18 protein-coding genes are annotated in these 18,131 nt (G+C 45.7%); 17 read left to right on the top strand and 1 reads right to left on the bottom strand.

Translation table 11 applies throughout. The annotated features are described in order from the left end of the window. Positions 1-70 precede the first annotated feature (70 nt). The 11 genes from RA086_RS06395 (at position 71) to RA086_RS06445 (ending at position 10,182) form a co-directional block, all read left to right on the top strand. Positions 71-931 carry a bifunctional 5,10-methylenetetrahydrofolate dehydrogenase/5,10-methenyltetrahydrofolate cyclohydrolase gene (locus RA086_RS06395; protein ID WP_308703013.1) on the top strand — a complete coding sequence of 287 codons (861 nt, stop codon included), beginning with the start codon at positions 71-73 and terminating at the stop codon, positions 929-931. Next, positions 924-2,276, top strand: coding sequence for an exodeoxyribonuclease VII large subunit (gene xseA / locus RA086_RS06400; protein ID WP_308703014.1), 1,353 nt, complete (start codon positions 924-926; stop codon positions 2,274-2,276). The genes RA086_RS06395 and xseA overlap by 8 nt, the downstream gene beginning before the upstream one ends. Then, positions 2,269-2,508: an exodeoxyribonuclease VII small subunit gene (locus tag RA086_RS06405; RefSeq protein WP_308703015.1), complete on the top strand. Its 240-nt coding sequence runs from the start codon at positions 2,269-2,271 to the stop codon at positions 2,506-2,508. Before xseA ends, RA086_RS06405 begins: the two co-directional genes overlap by 8 nt. Beyond that, positions 2,501-3,391, top strand: coding sequence for a polyprenyl synthetase family protein (locus RA086_RS06410; RefSeq protein ID WP_308703016.1), 891 nt, complete (start codon positions 2,501-2,503; stop codon positions 3,389-3,391). Before RA086_RS06405 ends, RA086_RS06410 begins: the two co-directional genes overlap by 8 nt. Before the next feature lie 13 nt (positions 3,392-3,404). After that, positions 3,405-4,220, top strand: a complete 816-nt coding sequence (locus RA086_RS06415; protein ID WP_308703017.1) for a TlyA family RNA methyltransferase — start codon at positions 3,405-3,407, stop codon at positions 4,218-4,220. Between the two features lie 85 nt (positions 4,221-4,305). After that, positions 4,306-4,764: an arginine repressor gene (locus RA086_RS06420; protein ID WP_308703018.1), complete on the top strand. Its 459-nt coding sequence runs from the start codon at positions 4,306-4,308 to the stop codon at positions 4,762-4,764. Between the two features lie 63 nt (positions 4,765-4,827). Further along, positions 4,828-6,522 carry a DNA repair protein RecN gene (recN, locus tag RA086_RS06425; RefSeq protein WP_308703019.1) on the top strand — a complete coding sequence of 565 codons (1,695 nt, stop codon included), beginning with the start codon at positions 4,828-4,830 and terminating at the stop codon, positions 6,520-6,522. Positions 6,523-6,728: 206 nt separating this feature from the next. After that, positions 6,729-7,955: a betaine/proline/choline family ABC transporter ATP-binding protein gene (locus RA086_RS06430; RefSeq protein ID WP_308703020.1), complete on the top strand. Its 1,227-nt coding sequence runs from the start codon at positions 6,729-6,731 to the stop codon at positions 7,953-7,955. Continuing rightward, on the top strand, positions 7,952-8,581 hold the full coding sequence (locus tag RA086_RS06435) for an ABC transporter permease (RefSeq protein ID WP_308703021.1): 630 nt from the start codon (positions 7,952-7,954) through the stop codon (positions 8,579-8,581). The genes RA086_RS06430 and RA086_RS06435 overlap by 4 nt, the downstream gene beginning before the upstream one ends. Positions 8,582-8,593: 12 nt before the next feature. After that, on the top strand, positions 8,594-9,529 hold the full coding sequence (locus RA086_RS06440) for an osmoprotectant ABC transporter substrate-binding protein (protein ID WP_308703022.1): 936 nt from the start codon (positions 8,594-8,596) through the stop codon (positions 9,527-9,529). Next, entirely contained in the window at positions 9,529-10,182 is a 654-nt protein-coding gene (locus RA086_RS06445; RefSeq protein ID WP_308703023.1) for an ABC transporter permease, read from the top strand. The genes RA086_RS06440 and RA086_RS06445 overlap by 1 nt, the downstream gene beginning before the upstream one ends. Before the next feature lie 165 nt (positions 10,183-10,347). Here RA086_RS06445 and RA086_RS06450 read toward each other — a convergent pair whose 3' ends face one another. Next, positions 10,348-10,683, bottom strand: coding sequence for a hypothetical protein (locus RA086_RS06450; protein WP_308703024.1), 336 nt, complete (start codon positions 10,681-10,683; stop codon positions 10,348-10,350). A 199-nt stretch (positions 10,684-10,882) separates the two neighbouring features. Between RA086_RS06450 and gmk the strand changes: the two genes are divergently transcribed. The 6 genes from gmk (at position 10,883) to rsmB (ending at position 18,117) form a co-directional block, all read left to right on the top strand. Beyond that, the gene (gene gmk, locus RA086_RS06455) at positions 10,883-11,503 is read left to right on the top strand and encodes a guanylate kinase (RefSeq protein WP_137607492.1); all 621 of its coding nucleotides are present in this window, start codon (positions 10,883-10,885) and stop codon (positions 11,501-11,503) included. Beyond that, on the top strand, positions 11,500-11,712 hold the full coding sequence (gene rpoZ / locus RA086_RS06460; protein WP_137607493.1) for a DNA-directed RNA polymerase subunit omega: 213 nt from the start codon (positions 11,500-11,502) through the stop codon (positions 11,710-11,712). The genes gmk and rpoZ overlap by 4 nt, the downstream gene beginning before the upstream one ends. A 437-nt stretch (positions 11,713-12,149) precedes the next feature. After that, positions 12,150-13,376 (top strand): bifunctional phosphopantothenoylcysteine decarboxylase/phosphopantothenate--cysteine ligase CoaBC, encoded by a 1,227-nt coding sequence (gene coaBC, locus RA086_RS06465; RefSeq protein ID WP_308703025.1) that lies wholly within the window; start codon positions 12,150-12,152, stop codon positions 13,374-13,376. A 15-nt stretch (positions 13,377-13,391) separates the two neighbouring features. Beyond that, complete coding sequence (priA, locus tag RA086_RS06470; protein ID WP_308703026.1) at positions 13,392-15,809, top strand: primosomal protein N'; 2,418 nt, start codon at positions 13,392-13,394, stop codon at positions 15,807-15,809. Between the two features lie 20 nt (positions 15,810-15,829). Further along, positions 15,830-16,777 carry a methionyl-tRNA formyltransferase gene (fmt, locus tag RA086_RS06475; RefSeq protein WP_308703027.1) on the top strand — a complete coding sequence of 316 codons (948 nt, stop codon included), beginning with the start codon at positions 15,830-15,832 and terminating at the stop codon, positions 16,775-16,777. Further along, positions 16,774-18,117 carry a 16S rRNA (cytosine(967)-C(5))-methyltransferase RsmB gene (rsmB, locus tag RA086_RS06480; RefSeq protein ID WP_308703028.1) on the top strand — a complete coding sequence of 448 codons (1,344 nt, stop codon included), beginning with the start codon at positions 16,774-16,776 and terminating at the stop codon, positions 18,115-18,117. Before fmt ends, rsmB begins: the two co-directional genes overlap by 4 nt. Positions 18,118-18,131: the final 14 nt, after the last annotated feature.

Raw genomic sequence — 18,131 nt, forward strand, 5'->3', positions numbered from 1 at the left:
GAACCGGCTATATAATACGGGTCTGAATATGCTAAAATGAAAAAAGACAAATCAAAGGAGCGTGGCATGTGTGACAACACTTATTGATGGTAAAGCGGTAGCGAAGAAGGTTAATCAGGCAACGCAAGTTGAAGTTGCCAAGTTAGTTGAACAAGGCGTCCAACCTGGAATCGTCGTGATTATTGTGGGGGCCGATCCAGCCAGTCAGATCTATGTTCGTAACAAGAATCGCAAGGCCGAAAGATTAGGCATGCACTCAATCGTCCGGGAGTTACCTGAAACGACGACTCAGGCCGAACTACTGTCAATTATTGCTGAGTATAATGCGGATTCTAGCATTCATGGAATCTTAGTACAGTCACCATTGCCTGAACAGATCAATGAACCGCTAGTTACTTTAGCGATTGATCCGAAAAAAGATGTTGATGGCTTCCATCCGACTAATGTCGGGAAACTGGTTACCAATTTTCCAGGTAAGTATCCCGTGGCTAATACGCCGCGGGGTATCATGACGATGCTTGCGGCATATGACATTGATCCAGCCGGTAAAACCGCGGTGGTCATTGGTCGTAGTACGATCGTCGGCAAGCCCATGGCGGCATTACTCACGAATGCTAATGCGACCGTGACACTTGCCCACAGTCGAACGCGAGATTTAAAGGCAGTGGCGCGTACGGCCGATATTTTAGTTGTGGCGACCGGTATTGCACACCTTATCACTGGTGAAGATATTAAACCGGGGGCAACGGTGATTGATGTTGGGATGGACCGCGATGACCATGGTAAATTAGTTGGTGACGTTGATTTTGATTCTGCCCAAGGAATTGCCGGAGCAATCACGCCGGTTCCCGGTGGCGTCGGTCCAATGACCATTGCCACTTTGATGCAAACAACTGTAGAATTAGCAAAATGGAGTGATTTAGGTGAGTGACAGTCAGCAATATTTGACAGTTTCGGCACTGACACAGTACATCAAACGTAAATTTGAAGTTGACCCTTATTTGGGCAAAGTTTATTTGACGGGGGAGATTTCTAATTATCGCCCGCGCCCAAATACTCATCAGTATTTTAGTTTGAAGGATGATCACGCTAAAATTGCCGCGATCATGTTTCGATCCGCTTTTGCCAAGGTTAAGTTTCAACCAGAAGTTGGGATGAAAGTGCTCGTGGTTGGGCGAATTGGTCTGTACGAAGCGAGTGGAAGCTATCAAATTTACGTGGAACGCATGGAGCCAGATGGGGTCGGTGCACTCTATCAAGCTTATGAACAATTAAAAAAGAAGTTAGCGACTGAAGGCCTCTTCAGTGCGCCCAAACAGCCATTGCCACGTTTTCCAAAACGGATTGCGGTCGTGACTAGTCAATCGGGTGCCGTAATTCGAGACATCATCACGACGGCGCGGCGACGGTATCCAATCGCCCAAATCGTTTTGTTTCCAGCACAGGTTCAAGGTGACGCCGCAGCACCAGAAATTGCCCGGCAAATTGAACGTGCGAATGCGGCGGGGACGTTTGACACGCTGATTATTGGGCGTGGTGGTGGTTCGATTGAAGATTTGTGGCCGTTCAACGAGGAAGTGGTGGCCCGCGCCATTGCGGCGAGCGCTTTGCCAGTAATCTCTTCCGTTGGTCACGAAACGGATACCACGATTGCTGATCTGGTCGCAGACGTCCGAGCTGCGACGCCAACTGCTGCGGCTGAACTAGCCGTACCAGTTTATAATGAAGTTTTATTACAATTGAACCAAGATCGAACGCGGGTCTTTAATGCCTTTCAGAATATAGTGCAACAAGATCGTCAGCGATTGAATAAATTAACCACCTCGTATGTCTTTACACAGCCCAGTCGGTTGTATGAAGGCTACGTTCAAAAATTAGACTTTTTATCAGAGCGTTTGAAGCAAGCCGGTCGCCAACGGCTCACGCAATCACAACAACAATATCAGCGCCTTGCCCAACGACTTGGTCAGCAAACGCCGATTCATCGTGTGCGTCAAGCACAGACGCAATTGACCAATCTACAGCAACGACTTCAGCGTGGCGTTCAGTTGGTGGTGACGGCTAAAGAACAGCAGCTGACTCGGACGATTCAATCCTTGGATTTATTGAGTCCGTTAAAAATCATGGGTCGCGGCTACGCCTTTGTGACCCATGAGGATCAAATTGTCCGGTCTGTCCATCAGGTGGCGCCGTCACAAACCGTTGCGGTCCACTTTGCAGATGGGGAAGCAGAAGCACAAATTACGAAGATTGATGGAGGAAACAAGCATGGCTGATAAACCAACTTTTGAAGCAAATTTAACGCAATTGGAAACCATCGTGAATCAACTTGAACAGGGGGATGTCCCGCTGGAACAAGCCTTAGATCAATTTCAAAAGGGTGTTGCTTTAAGTAAGCAACTTCAAAGTACCCTCGAAGGTGCCGAAAAGACTTTGACTAAGATGATGGATGAAAATGGTAATGAAGTTCCATTCGAACAACCTAAAGCCCCTGATTCTAATGACTGAGCAAATTTTAACCAGTTTTGAAAAAGTGTGGCGGCCTCGGATCAATGCTTATCTTGATGAGAATCTACGTCAGGTGAGTGATCGTGAGCTGCTAACCGCGGCCATGCGCTATTCGGTATTGGCTGGTGGCAAACGTTTGCGACCATTGTTAAGTTTAGCGGTGATGACGGCCTTCGAGCAACCCATTACGGCGGCCAATATACGGGCGAGTGTGGCCTTAGAACTCATGCATACTTATTCGTTGATTCATGATGACTTACCAGCAATGGACAACGATGCGTTACGACGTGGTGAGCCAACTAGCCATGTAAAGTTTGGGGAAGATGTGGCGATTTTAGCGGGGGATGCCTTGCAACCACTAAGTTTTCAGTGGCTAGCAGACAGCGGCTTACCAGTTGACCAAATCGCTCAATTAACTTTGGCTTTGGCGCAAGCTGCGGGACCACAGGGCATGGTCGCGGGTCAAGTGGCGGATGTCAAAGATGCCGGCACTCAGTTGGCCTTGCCAGCCTTACAACAATTGCATCGTGAAAAGACTGGCGCGTTGATCCATTACGCCATTGTTGCCGGTGCCATACAGGCTGGCGTTCCTGCGGCAGTCCGACCGGAATTACTAGCCTTTGGGGATGCCTTTGGGCTGGCCTTTCAGATCTATGATGATATTTTGGACGTGACCAGTACGGCAGCGCAACTTGGGAAACAAACGCATAAGGATGCGGGTGAGCATAAAAATACTTATCCGAGCTTGTTGGGTTTAGCAGGCGCCAAAGGAGCGCTAGCCCAGGCTATTGCCACGGCTCAGACCGCAATCGGTCGTGCCGAGCAGTTAAGCCAACGGGACTTAGGCTTATTGGCATCGTTTTTAACGTATTTTACGAATTAGAGGACTTAATGAGATGGAAAAAGAACGGATCGACGTTTTACTAGTACAACAAGGCTTATTTGATACGCGAGAGAAAGCTAAACGGGCCGTTATGGCGGGTGAAATCTTGGGCATCAACGAAGAACGCCTGGACAAGCCGGGCGTAAAGATTCCGGTGACCACCGAGTTGCATTTAAAAGGCAAACCGATGCCATATGTTTCGCGTGGTGGCTTAAAGTTGGAAAAAGCCCTTAAAAGTTTTCAAATCGACGTCACTGATCGCATTGTGTTAGACATTGGGTCTTCTACTGGTGGTTTCACGGATGTGATGTTACAAAACGGGGCGCAAATGAGCTACGCGTTAGATGTTGGGAGCAACCAGTTAGTCTGGAAATTGCGACAAGATCCACGTGTCGAAGTCATGGAACATACCAATTTTCGGTATAGCAAACTGGCAGATTTCAAGCGAGGGCAACCCAGCTTCGCGTCTATTGATGTTTCCTTCATCTCGCTACATTTGATCTTGCCACCGCTACACGCCATTATTGAAACTGGTGGTGAAGTGGTTGCCTTAATCAAACCACAATTTGAAGCTGGACGGGAAAATGTTGGGAAACACGGGATTGTTCGTGATCACGCGGTACACACCGCCGTGTTGACAGATATTGTTAATTTCGCCCAGTCCGCTGGTTACAATGTTTTGGGGTTAGATTATTCACCGATCAAAGGTGGCGAAGGGAATATTGAATTCTTAGTGCATCTGCAAGCAACGGCTGAGGCCGCTACGATTGCTCCTAGTGTTTCGATTGAAAAGACCCAACAAGCCGCGTATGATCAATTGAATAAGTAATTATTTTATAATCCAGTCTTTCATATTTATGCAAAATAGCTTATTATGTGGGTAGTGATATGACTAAGACGCCGGGGGTGATCGGGTGAAAAAGCAAGAGCGCCAACGCTACATTAAACGATTATTAAGTTCAAAAGAAATTGAACGACAAGAAGACTTTGTCAGCTTATTACGTGCCGAAAATATTGATGTGACGCAAGCCACGATTTCCAGAGATATTAAGGACATGCAACTGGTTAAAGTTCCCTCGGCAACGGGTGGCTATCATTACAGCATGCCGGTCCAAAAAAAGATGGATACGGAAAAAAAGCTTAAGCGGACTTTGAAGGATGCCTATGTTTCATACGCGACTCAAGATAAGTTAGTCCTGATCAAGGTCTTACCTGGAAATGGCCCAGCACTAGCTTCGTTAGTGGAAGCCATGCACTATGACCACGTGTTTGGGACTTTGGGTGATGATTCAACCGTTTTAATTATCTGTAAATCACTCGATGCTACCTTAGAGTTACAACAAACGCTTCAACGACTATTAAGCGATAACTAAGGGTTATCATTGGCCTGTTCACGCAAAGTGAGTCGGGCCGTTTTTTATAGGGAGGAATTTGCGGTGCTACAAGAATTATCAATTACCAATTTTGCCATTATTGAACAATTGGATATTGCCTTTGAAAATGGCATGACGGTGTTAACTGGGGAGACTGGTGCCGGGAAATCAATCATTATTGATGCGGTCGGCTTGCTAGCTGGTGGTCGTGGTTCACAAGAATTCATCCGTACTGGGGCTGATAAAGCGGTGCTACAAGGCATGTTTATTTTACCAGCAGATGGGGTAACCGCCCACATGTTAGATGAGGCGGGCATCGATCATGGTGATAACACCGTTATTTTACAACGTGAAATTGCCAAGAGTGGTCGCAATACTTGCCGAATCAACGGCATGCTGGTCAATACGACGACTTTAAAACGGATTGGTGAAACCATCGTCGATATTCACGGCCAAAATGAACATCAAGAATTGATGCAACCAGATAAACATCTTGGTTTACTGGATGAGTTTGCGGCGCATAAAATTCATAAACTGAAAGCACAATATACGCAAGAATATGAAGCCTATCAACAACTTAATCAAGAACTACGGCAAAAAAATGCCAACGAAAAAGAATGGGCTCAGCGACTGGATATGCTCAATTTTCAAGTTGAAGAAATTTCCGCAGCGCAAGTTAAAGTGGGTGAGGAAGCAGATCTGACGGCAGAACGCGACCGGTTGGATAATTATCAGACCATCAACCAAGCACTTCAACAAAGCTATAACTTGTTGGTGGCGGAAGAAGAAACTCCGGGCGCTGTTGATGTCGTCGGGGAAGCGATGAATGCTTTGGAGCCCATCGCTAACTTGGATTCGGCATTTAACGACATCACTGTAAATGTTAAAAATGCTTTTTATGCCTTACAGGATGCGACGGGACAAATCTCCAATCAGCTGGATCTGCAGGAATTTGACGAAGGCCGTTTAGATGAAATCGAGCAACGCTTAGATGTACTCAGTCAACTGAAGCGCAAGTATGGCGATTCAGAACAACAAATTTTGGATTATTATCAAAAAATTTCGACAGAACTCGCTAAAATGACAGATTCCGAAGAAAATAGTGAAGGTCTGTCGCAACGGGTGGCCGATAAGAAGGCCGCGTTATTGAAAACTGGGCAGGCACTTTCTGATAAACGCCGCACCTGTGCTAAGAGTTTACAGCGACAAATCCACCAGGAATTAAAAGATTTATACATGGATAAAGCCATTTTTGAAGTTCGTTTCAAACCAACTAAGGGCCAGATTTACCGCAGCGGGCTGGACAGTGTTGAATTCTATATTCAAACGAACCCTGGTGAGCGGATGCGACCACTCGCAAAAATTGCTTCTGGTGGGGAATTGTCGCGGATGATGCTGGCCTTAAAGACGATCTTTTCAGAATCCCAAGGAATTACCAGTATTATTTTTGATGAGGTTGACACAGGTGTCAGTGGTCGGGTCGCACAGGCGATTGCGGAAAAAATCAGCGGCATTGCGAAATTTTCACAAGTCCTCTGTATTACGCATTTACCACAAGTGGCGGCAATGGCCGATCATCATTACTTTATTGCGAAAAAGATTACGGGTCGTCGGACTAAGACGAGTGTTACAAAATTAGCTCAGCCGGATCGGGTACAAGAATTGGCCCGCATGCTGGCCGGGACTAAAGTCACCAAGCTATCTTTGGAACATGCCGAAGAGCTATTACGGCTAGCTGGAGAAGAAAAAGTCGAATAATGATCAAGTGATCACGAAAAAAGTTTGGAAATTTATGGCCAAGCTTTTTTTGTACAATCGGCGTGCTGATAAGGCTCGTTGTGGCTTAATGGCGAGGGGACGCGGAATTACGGTTTCGAGTTGTTTGCAATTAGGTTGTTTTATAAGTTATGATTTAATGTGTACTGCTTTAGAATATAAATTATGAAAATAAAAAGATAGGAGTGATGAGGTTGTTTCTGACAATGGAACATTTGAATAAAACTTATCCCGGCGGCAAAGTTGCAGTCGAAGATTTTAACCTAGAAATTAAAAAAGGTGAATTTATCTGTTTTATCGGGACGTCTGGTTCTGGTAAGACAACGACGATGCGGATGATTAATCGGATGTTGAGTCAGACTTCAGGGACGATTAAGCTGGATGGGGAAGACATTGGCAAGATGGACCCCGTCAAGTTGCGGCGTAAGATTGGCTATGTGATTCAAAATATTGGCTTGATGCCGCATATGACGATTCGCGACAATATTACCTTAGTACCTAAATTATTAAAATGGCCGCAAGAAAAGATGGACGAACGGGCCAAAGAAATGATCAAGTTAGTCGAATTGCCCGAAGAATTCTTAGATCGTTATCCTTCCGAACTATCTGGTGGACAACAACAACGGATCGGGGTTGTGCGGGCACTTGCCGCAAACCAAGATCTAGTTTTAATGGATGAACCTTTCGGGGCTTTGGACCCAATTACACGTGAAGCGCTGCAAGATTTAGTTAAAGACTTGCAGGAACGCCTCGGTAAGACTTTTGTGTTTGTGACGCATGATATGGACGAAGCCTTGAAGCTGTCGACGCGTATCGTTGTCATGGACGGTGGTCAAATCATGCAAGTCGACACACCGGATGGTATTTTACGGCATCCAGCGAACGAATTCGTTGAAAATTTGATTGGGAAAGATCGATTGATTCAAGCACGGCCAAGTATCACAACGGTTGGTCAGGTGATGCTAAAGAACCCAATTTCGACGACACCTGGCAAGTCTTTAACTGATGCATTGCGCTTGATGCACGAAAAGCGTGTTGATTCCTTGTTAGTGACTGATGAAGCCAACATCTTAAAAGGGATGATTGGGATTGAAGATGTCGATTATAACTTCAATTCGGCAACGAGTGTTGATGATATTATGAACCGGGATATTTTCTTTGTTCAATCCAATTCTTTGATTCGCGATACCGTTGAACGGATTTTGAAGCGTGGCTTTAAAAACATTCCTGTCGTGGATGATCAACACCGCTTAGTGGGGATTGTGACCCGGGCTACCTTGGTCGATATTGTTTATGATGCCCTCTGGGGTGACGAAGAAGAAGATGAAGAATCAAATAACATTCATCATGGCGCCGACGAAACGCCAGCAAGCGGTGACGCGCAAACTGGTGCTGAGGGCGGTGATCAGGAATGATCTCGTTTTTACAAACCTATGGCACGCAACTCTTACTGAAAACCTGGCAACATTTGTATATTTCAGCGCTTGCGCTTGCACTGGGGATTATTGTGGCGGTACCGTTAGGAATCTTATTGACGCGGACTAAGGCGATTTCTGGTGTGGTCATGGCGATTGCTAGTATGTTACAGACGATTCCGGCAATGGCGTTATTAGCCTTAATGATTCCATTCTTTGGGATTGGGGCCATTCCGGCGATTATTGCACTGTTTATCTACTCACTATTGCCAATTTTGCGGAATACTTACCTAGGGATGGAAGATGTTAACCCAGCTTTGATCGATGCGGCTAAAGGGATGGGGATGACGTCTTGGCAATCAATCATCAAAGTTGAGTTACCGATGGCGGCGCCAGTAATCATGGCGGGGATTCGTTTGTCGGCAACTTATGTCATTGCTTGGGCCGCACTGGCTTCCTATATTGGTGCCGGTGGTTTAGGTGATTTCATCTTTAATGGTCTGAATTTGTATCGGACTGATTTAATTTTAGGTGGGTCGATTCCCGTCATCATCTTGGCCTTGATTGTCGATTGGTTATTAGGGAAGCTGGAAGCAGCAGTGACCCCACGGACAACTCAGGAGTAAGGGGGAAACGACATGCGAAAATTCAAAAAATGGTTACTTAGTTTAGTCGCGGCCGCTGCCAGTGCCTTACTTTTAGCGGGTTGTGGTTTTCCGGGATTATCTGGTTCATCTGATGATACCGTGCGAATTGCGTCACAAAACACGACTGAACAGCAAATTATGGCTTATATGATTCAAGATATGATTCAACACTATTCAAGCTTGAATACGACAATTATTAACAACTTAGGTTCTGGTACCGTCAGCTTTAACGCGTTGAAGAATGATCAGGCAGATATTTCGTCGATTCGTTATACTGGGACTGATCTGACAACAATCTTAGGTGAAAAAGTCAAACGGGGTCAAACCAAGAAGACAGATGCACTGGTTAAACGCGATTTCAATACGCGGTACGGCATGCATTACTTCCCAAGCTACGGTTTTGCCGATACGTATGCTTTTATGGTCACCAAAAAGACGGCTAAGAAGTATAATTTGAAGACTGTTGGGGATATGAAAAAAGTGTCGTCACAATTGACGGTTGGGCTGGACCAAACTTGGCTCGAACGCAAAGGTGACGGGTACGATGCCTTTCAGCAACTCTATGGTTACTCGTTTGGTAAGACCTATCCAATGCAAATCGGGCTCGTTTACGATGCGTTGGAATCTGGCAAAATGGACGCAATTCTCGGGTATTCTACTGATGGTCGGATCAAGAGTTATGATCTAACTATTTTGAAAGATAATCGGAACTTCTTCCCACCATACAACGCTAGCGCGGTGGCCACGAATAAGATTTTGAAAGAACATCCCAAGTTGAAACCAATTTTGTCACGGTTGAACGGTAAAATTAGTTTGCGAACGATGCAAGGACTCAACTATGAGGTAGATAATAATTTAGTTGAACCAGAAGTTGTCGCTAAACAATTTCTTGAAAAACATAATTACTTTGAAGGGAGTGACAAATAATGGCTAATATGAATATGCTGCAACAGTTGATATATTATTATCAACAAAACGGGGCCTATGTTCTCAGTCAATTTTCTCGTCACTTCTTGATTTCAATTTATGGGGTATTGTTTGCGGCTATTGTGGGGATTCCCATTGGGATCTTTATTGCGCATCATAGCAAATTAAGTACAACAGTTATCGCCATTGCCAATGTGATTCAAACGGTACCATCCTTAGCGATGTTGTCCATTATCATGATTGGCTTAGGATTAGGTGTGAATACGGTCATTGTGACGGTGTTCTTATACGCTTTACTCCCAATTATCAAGAACACGTACACCGGGATGTTGAATGTTGACCCGAGTGTCTTAGACTCTGGTAAAGGGATGGGCATGACTCGTTGGCAAATCCTACGAATTGTCGAGTTACCGCTATCACTCTCAGTCATTATGGCTGGGTTGCGAAATGCGTTAGTTTTGGCCATTGGGATTACTGCCATTGGGACCTTCGTGGGTGCTGGTGGTTTAGGGGATATTATTATCCGAGGAACCAATGCCACGGATGGTGGTGCGATTATCTTAGCAGGGGCTTTGCCAACTGCTTTGATGGCGATCATCTCAGATTTGATCTTAGGCTGGATCGAAAAGAAAGCCGATCCGACTCAGAAATAAGGGTAAATTAAAAGATTGATTTACAGGTGTCAGCATTGCTCATTCAGGGAAGCAGGTTGAACTGTAACATCAATCTTTTTGATTGCATCAAAAACACCAAGGTAATCGGCAAGGTTTGATTAACCATGATTTCATCTTTTGATGCAAGAAGTTGGTTTATTTAAGTTAGGCACGTTGTAAGTAACGAATTTGATCAACCGTAATCAAGTGAGTCAGGTGTTGGCGACGGTTCACTAAGACGAGCTGACCGGAAGCTAACGTTTTGAGCACACCATGGATATTATAAGGATGTGTCTCCGTTAGACTAGGCTGCATTTGTAACATAATCTGATAGTGGTTAGCTTGAGCTTGTGACAAGAATAATTGCAATTGGAATGACGGCATCTGTGGGAGCAACGGTGCGACGACTTCGGCCGGACTAGTGAAATCATCCATAAATTGCCGGTAAGAAGCTTGTAAGTTTTTAGAAACGATTTTTAAACTAGTTTGCTTACTTTGCATGATAGCCACCTCGAACATTTGTTTGTGTTTTCATTATACGAACAAGCGTTCTAAAATGCAAGCAATATTTTAATGACTTTTTTGAAAGTGCGACGCCTTTTTTTGAAAATTCCACAGGGTCTACGATAAAACTTGCAATCAAGCTGTAAAAAGTGCAAAATAAACTTTAAAACATATTTAATAAGGGGAATTTGCGATCATGGCGAAACAAGGCATGTTAATCGTCTTATCAGGTCCTTCGGGTGTCGGCAAGGGTACCGTCCGTAAGGAAATCTTTGACTCAGATGATAACGATTTTCAATATTCAGTCTCGATGACAACTCGGAAAATGCGTCCGGGCGAAGTTGATGGAAAGGATTACTATTTTGTCTCCAAAGATGAATTCGAGGATGAAATCAAGAGCGGCGGTATGCTTGAATATGCCAAGTATGTTGACAATTACTATGGAACGCCCTTAAAATATATTAAGCAGTCATTGGCGGCTGGCAAGGATGTCTTTTTAGAGATTGAAGTTAACGGCGCCATGCAAGTTCGCGAAAAAATGCCTGATGGCGTCTTTATCTTTTTGACGCCACCAGATTTGATGGAACTTAAACATCGGATCATCGGCCGTGGCACCGACGACATGGCGGTCATCAATAAACGGATGGCGAAAGCGGTCGGTGAGATTAAAATGATGCGGAATTATGATTATGCGGTAGTCAATGACGAAGTGCCGTTGGCTGCTGAACGGATCAAGGCGATTATTCGCAGTGAACGTTATAGTGTTAAGCGGGTCATGCCAGAATATGAAGAAATGTTAGGAGATGCTGAATCTTGATCTTATATCCATCAGTTGATGATTTATTAAAGCAAGTTAATTCACGTTACTCATTGATTATGTTAGCTAGCAAGCGGGCGCACGAATTGGACGCCGGTGCGACACCAATGTTGAGTGAATACAAATCAGTTAAAACGATTGGTCGGGCATTAGAAGAAATCGCTGCGGGCGATTTAATGATTGATCCTGACGAAACCGACAAAGACTAGATTGAACGAATAGTGTTAGGCCATTTGGGCTTGACACTATTTTTTTAGCTATCAAGGCTAATGGCTATCACTAATGCATTGTAGCCATTATATTTATTAAAATAATCCGTGTTGGTCCTTTAATATCGCCAAAATTCAATTAATATTGAACGTACTGATTAGTGCAGGGCGGGCTGGATGATGCTCAGTGGTGGCCACCACGTTCCAGCATCGATCCAGCCCAACCGAAACGCCAAGCCAAACGAATAGCTATAACACACCATTTTAAGATTGAGGCGTCACTGAGTTAAGTTGCTTTTTAAAATTAAATTGCCACTCAAACACCTGTTTGCAATCTTCAAGCTTCACCTCGCTACAGATTCTTGATACAATTAACCTATTCATGAATTAAAATGACAGTAAAACAGTTAGCTAATAAAATTAAGGGCGTGAGGGTAATGAGTATTTGGACTGATCGGCATGTCACCGTTGTGGTCAGTGGCGGAATTGCGAGTTATAAGGCGTTGACAGTGATTCGGTTGTTGATGAAACAAGGGGCACAAGTCCGGGTGGCTTTAACGGCGCATGCGACCGAGTTTATTACACCACTAACTTTTCAAACACTAACGCAACAACCCGTGGTTACGGATGAATTTACTATGACAGATCCGACCCATGTGGTACATGTGGCTTTAGCGGATTGGACTGAATTAATGGTGCTAGTCCCGGCAACCGCCAACTTAATAGCTAAAGTCGCTCAAGGACTTGCTGATGATGTCGCAACCACGACGATTTTGGCGACGACTGCGCCCAAGTATGTGATTCCGGCGATGAACTCGCATATGCTGGCCAATCCAGCGACAGTGCGCAACATCGCCCAGCTTACGGCTGACGGGCTACACGTTTTACAACCGGCAACTGGGATGCTCGCAGAAGGTTACCGGGGACAAGGTCGGTTACCAGAGCCGGAAGCAATCGTGGCTTGGTTGACCGATCAAGTGATCGATGCGGAAAGTGACTTGCCGTTACATGGTAAAAAGGTGCTGGTCACAGCTGGCGGTACGCGTGAAATGATCGATCCAGTGCGCTATATTTCGAATCGTTCGTCAGGCAAAATGGGTTATGCCATTGCCCTAGCAGCTCGTGCAATGGGCGCCCAGGTGACCTTAATTAGCACCCCAACGGCACTCAAACGGCCCCATGGTGTTGAGTATATCCAGGTAACGACGGCGGCTGAGCTACTCACACAAGTCACAAAAGCTTTTGTGACGACGGATATCTTGGTCATGGCAGCCGCGGTTTCGGATTATCGGCCTGTGGCACCAGTGGACCAGAAAATAAAAAAGCAAGCCGATGATGCCCATTTAACGCTACAATTAACCGAAACAACGGATATCTTAAAAGCATTAGCCGCGCATAAGCAGCAGCAATTTGTCATTGGTTTTGCCGCTGAAACGCAGAATTTATTAGCGAATGCCGAACAAAAATTGGCTGCCAAAAAGGTGGATCTATTAGTTGCAAATGATGTGTCGCAACCAGGCGTTGGTTTCAATGGTGATACGAATCAAGTCACGTTGTTAAGCCCTGGCGCAACCCCAGTGACCACTGCGGTGTTGTCGAAAGCCGCAATCGCGCAAAAAGTTTTAGAAACGGCACTGACACGTGGTGCCGCTGGCAAAAAATAAGAGAGGAAGTTAAGCTTGGCTCAAATTGCACAAGTTTTGGTCGATGTGCCGACCATGCAAACCAATCGGCCTTATAGTTATCAAATTCCGAGTGCTTGGCAATCTCAAGTTCAACCGGGAATGCGGGTGGTCGTGCCTTTTGGTCGGGGCAAACGACGCGTCCAAGGCTTCGTTTTAAAATGCGACGATGCGACGACTTATGATGGTGATCTCAAGGCTATCGATGCGGTGGTTGATTTGGCGCCGGTTTTAAATACGGAAGCTTTAAAATTGACCGCATGGCTCGCGGCTAGTACATTTTCGTTTCAAATTACTTGTGCACAAACGATGTTACCAGCAGTGATGCGTGCTAAATATCAGAAGTTATTACGGCCAACCGCGGAAACGCCAGCGGCCGTAGCTACTGAAATCTTCCACGGTCAGCCAAGTGTGGACTTTGATCAAATTGCGACTACTCCGGCGATTGTGAGCCAGTTATTGCGATTACAAGCTGCTGGTGAAGTTGACGTTTATTATCAAGTTAAAAATCAAGCGCGTCATAAAACGCTAGTCGGGGTTAAAGCCGCACAGAGCCTGCCAGAACTGGCGGCTGCGGAAGCTACGGTTCGAACGGGTGCTGCCAAACAGCTTGCGTTACTGCAAGGATTACAGACTTTAAACGGTGAGACGATCACGCAACGGGATTTTAGTGCCTGTTTTGACGTCAGTGAAGCGGTGATTCGGACTGGTGAACAAAAAGGGTGGCTTGAGAAGACTGCCATTGAAGTTTATCGTGATCCATATGCCACGGCTAATATCAAACCGACTCAGCCGTTAAAATTGAATGCTGAACAACAAGTTGCCGTGGATCAAATTGTCGCTGCTGTGGATCAACCAGCGACCACGACTTTTCTACTAGAAGGGGTCACTGGTAGTGGTAAAACCGAAGTATATCTACAATCAATTGCGGCGGCCTTAGCACAGGGCAAAACTGCGTTAATGTTAGTTCCTGAAATTTCTTTGACGCCCCAGATGGTCCAACGGGTGAAAGGGCGTTTCGGCAAGGCAGTTGCGGTATTACACAGTGGCTTATCAAGTGGTGAAAAGTATGATGAATGGCGACGTATCAGACGTCATGAAGCCCAGGTGGTGGTTGGAGCCCGTTCAGCGGTCTTTGCCCCGTTGGACGACCTTGGCCTAATCATCATGGATGAGGAACACGAAAGTAGCTACAAGCAAGATGATGCGCCACGGTATCATGCGCGCCAAGTCGCTTTGTGGCGAAGCCAGTATCATCATTGTCCCGTTGTTTTAGGGTCAGCGACACCTTCACTGGAGACCCGTGCGCGTGCTGAAAAAGGGGTCTATCAACGGTTAGTTTTAGCTGATCGCGTTAATAATCGACCGTTACCAGCTGTGTCGATTATTGATATGAAAAAGGAAATGCAGCAGCATGCCGAAAGTAATTTTTCGCGAGCGTTGCTAGTTGCCTTGCAGGATCGGCTGGATCGACATGAGCAAAGTGTGCTGATGTTAAATCGCCGGGGATACTCGTCCTTCGTGCTTTGTCGCGATTGTGGCTTTGTGTTGAAATGTCCCAATTGTGATATTTCGTTAACGTTACATATGGATACGCATACGATGAAATGTCATTATTGTGGGCACGAAGAGGCGATTCCTCGCGTTTGTCCTAACTGTCACAGTCGCCAGATTCGCTACTACGGTACTGGCACTGAAAAAGTAGAAGAAGAGTTACAGGACTTGATGCCAGACGCGCGCATTATCCGCATGGACAACGATACGACTCGGAAGAAGGGGTCACATGCCAAGCTATTGACGAAATTTGGCAGTGGTGAAGCCGATATCCTCATCGGTACACAAATGATTGCCAAAGGATTGGATTTTCCAAACGTCACGCTGGTCGGTGTCCTCAATGCGGATACCGCTTTGGGACTGCCGGATTTTCGCGCGAGTGAACGGACCTTCCAACTATTGACACAAGTCAGTGGTCGCGCTGGTCGGGCGGAGAAGACCGGGCATGTCTACATCCAGACCTTTAATCCCGATCACTATGCGATTCGTTTTGCGAAGCATCATGACTACGAAGGCTTTTTTAAATATGAGATGCATATGCGACATCAGGGGGGCTATCCGCCATATTATTTCACGGTCCAAATTACGGCTAGTGATTTAGATGAGGCGATTGCCGCCAAACGGATGTATCAACTGTTACAATGGTTAAAGCCACGGTTAACACCGAACACGATTATCTTGGGACCGACCCCCAAACCAATTGCGCGCGTCAACCGGCGTTATTACTATCAAATTGTCATCAAATATAAGCAAGAACCAAATCTTGAAAACACGTTAACGACGCTGTTACATGAAACCCAAGCCCAACAACGGCAAGGCTTGCAGATTGGGATTGACGTGGAACCGTTACATTTTATGTAGTTTATTGGAGGAATTTTGCAATGACATCAATCGTTTTTATGGGGACCCCGCAGTTTGCGGCCCCAATTTTAGAAAGTTTAATCAAAGCAGATTACCAAGTCTTGGCGGTCGTGACACAACCCGATCGAAAAGTCGGTCGCAAACACATTTTGACGGCCTCACCCGTGAAACAAGTGGCGGTGGCTCACGATATTTTAGTCTTGCAGCCAGAAAAAATCGGCGGCAGTCCGGAAATGCAAAAAGTTATCGAGCTACAACCAGATTTGATCGTCACAGCCGCTTTTGGGCAGTTCTTACCGACAAAATTGTTGAAAGCCGCTAAAATCGCGGCGGTCAATGTCCACGGGTCACTATTGCCTAAGTATCGTGGTGGCGCCCCCGTGCAATATTCACTTATCAAGGGTGAAAAAGAAACTGGAATCACCATTATTTATATGATCAAAAAGATGGATGCCGGCGATATGTTAGCACAACGGGCGCTACCCATTACGGCGCAGGATGATACCGGAACCTTATTTGAAAAGCTGAGCGTTATTGGGCGCGATCTTTTGCTCGAAACGTTGCCAAAATTAATTGCGGGTACCTTGACTGCGACGCCACAAGCAGAAGCTGAAGTGACCTTCGCTCCCACAATTAAGCCTGAAGAAGAACAATTAGACTTTGAGCAAACGGCACAACAGATCGACGACCAAGTTCGTGGGTTACGTCCCGCTCCGATTGCTTATGCGATCTTAGACGGTAAACGGACCAAGTTCTGGGATGTCACCCCGTTAACTGAAACGGTCAGTCAGGCACCTGGTCAAGTCGTTCGTAAAACAAAACATGAATTAGTGTTGGCAGCTGGGCAGCAAACAGCGCTAGCAATCAATGAGCTTCAACCAGCGGGTAAACCCAAGATGACGATTACTGATTTTCTGAATGGGGCCGCTGATAAATTTAATACTGGAGAGCAGGTCATTACAAAATGAGTGAAGTCGGAAATAGTCCCCGTTGGTTAGCCGTCTCAGCCTTGGCTAAAATTAAAAATGGCGCATATTCAAATCTACAACTAAATCAATTGATCAATCAGCATCAAATGGACCGTCGTGACATTAACTTGTTGACGAACATTGTGTACGGGGTCATTCAACATCGTTTGACATTGGAATACTGGCTCCAACCCTTTGTCCGTCATCCACATCAGCTCGATCCCTGGGTCAACGAACTTTTGTTAACCGCGTTGTATCAATGGCAATATTTGGACAAGATCCCCAAGCGAGCAGTTTTCAATGAAACCATTGAAATTGCCAAAGTGAAGGGCCATCCCGGTATTCGGCGCTTTGTGACCGGGGTCTTACATCAGATGGACCGGAGTGGGTTACCCGATTTTGAGAAGATTGAAGATCACGATGAACGCTTGAGTATCACTTATAGCATGCCAATCTGGTTGATCAACGAATTACGCGATCAACTCGGTGCGGAAAAGATGACCTCAATTATTGCTTCCTTGAATCAGCCAGCCAAACAAGCTTTGCGGGTGAATACCGCTGTCTCAGATGTTGAAGATGTGACGACGGCACTTGAGAATGATGAGTTAACAGTTGAACCGAGTGAAATTTCACCGGTAGGCTTAGTGGTCAGCGATGGGCAAGCCGTGACGACCGAAGCAATGAAGTATGGGATGTTCACGATCCAAGACGAAAGTGCTCAGTTGGTAGTGCCAGCCTTAGATCCACAATCTGGTGATCGCGTCTTAGATGCTTGTGCAGCTCCTGGTGGCAAAACGACTCAGATTGCGGCTGCTTTAGATCCTGCGGCCGGTGGGAAAGTCGTGGCGCTGGATATTCATGCGAATAAAGTGAAATTAATTGGTGAGAATGCTGCTCGGATGCATGTTGCCGACCGTGTTGCTGCGACCGAATTGGACGCACGTAAGGTCGGGACGGAATTCGATGATGGCCACTTTGATCGCATTTTAGTGGATGCACCTTGTTCAGGATTGGGCTTGATTCGCCGCAAACCTGAGATCCGTTATGAGAAGCAACTTTCAGATAGTTTGAACTTGCAACGGATTCAGTTGGCAATCTTAAATGCGGTGGCACCGACTTTGAAAAATGGTGGTATCATGACGTATAGCACTTGTACGATTTTAAAACAAGAAAATCAGGATGTCATCACACAATTTTTAGCGGCGCATCCAGATTTTGACTTGATCAAGACGCCAACTGAAAACCACTTAAAAGCGGACCGGGAAAGCGACACCTTGTCGATTTATCCTGATGATTATCTTTCAGATGGCTTCTTCATCGCTTGTTTACGAAAAAAATAACAGTGGAGTGGTGA

It is taken from the genome of Lactiplantibacillus brownii, assembly GCF_031085375.1.
In the GTDB taxonomy this organism is placed as follows: domain Bacteria; phylum Bacillota; class Bacilli; order Lactobacillales; family Lactobacillaceae; genus Lactiplantibacillus; species Lactiplantibacillus brownii.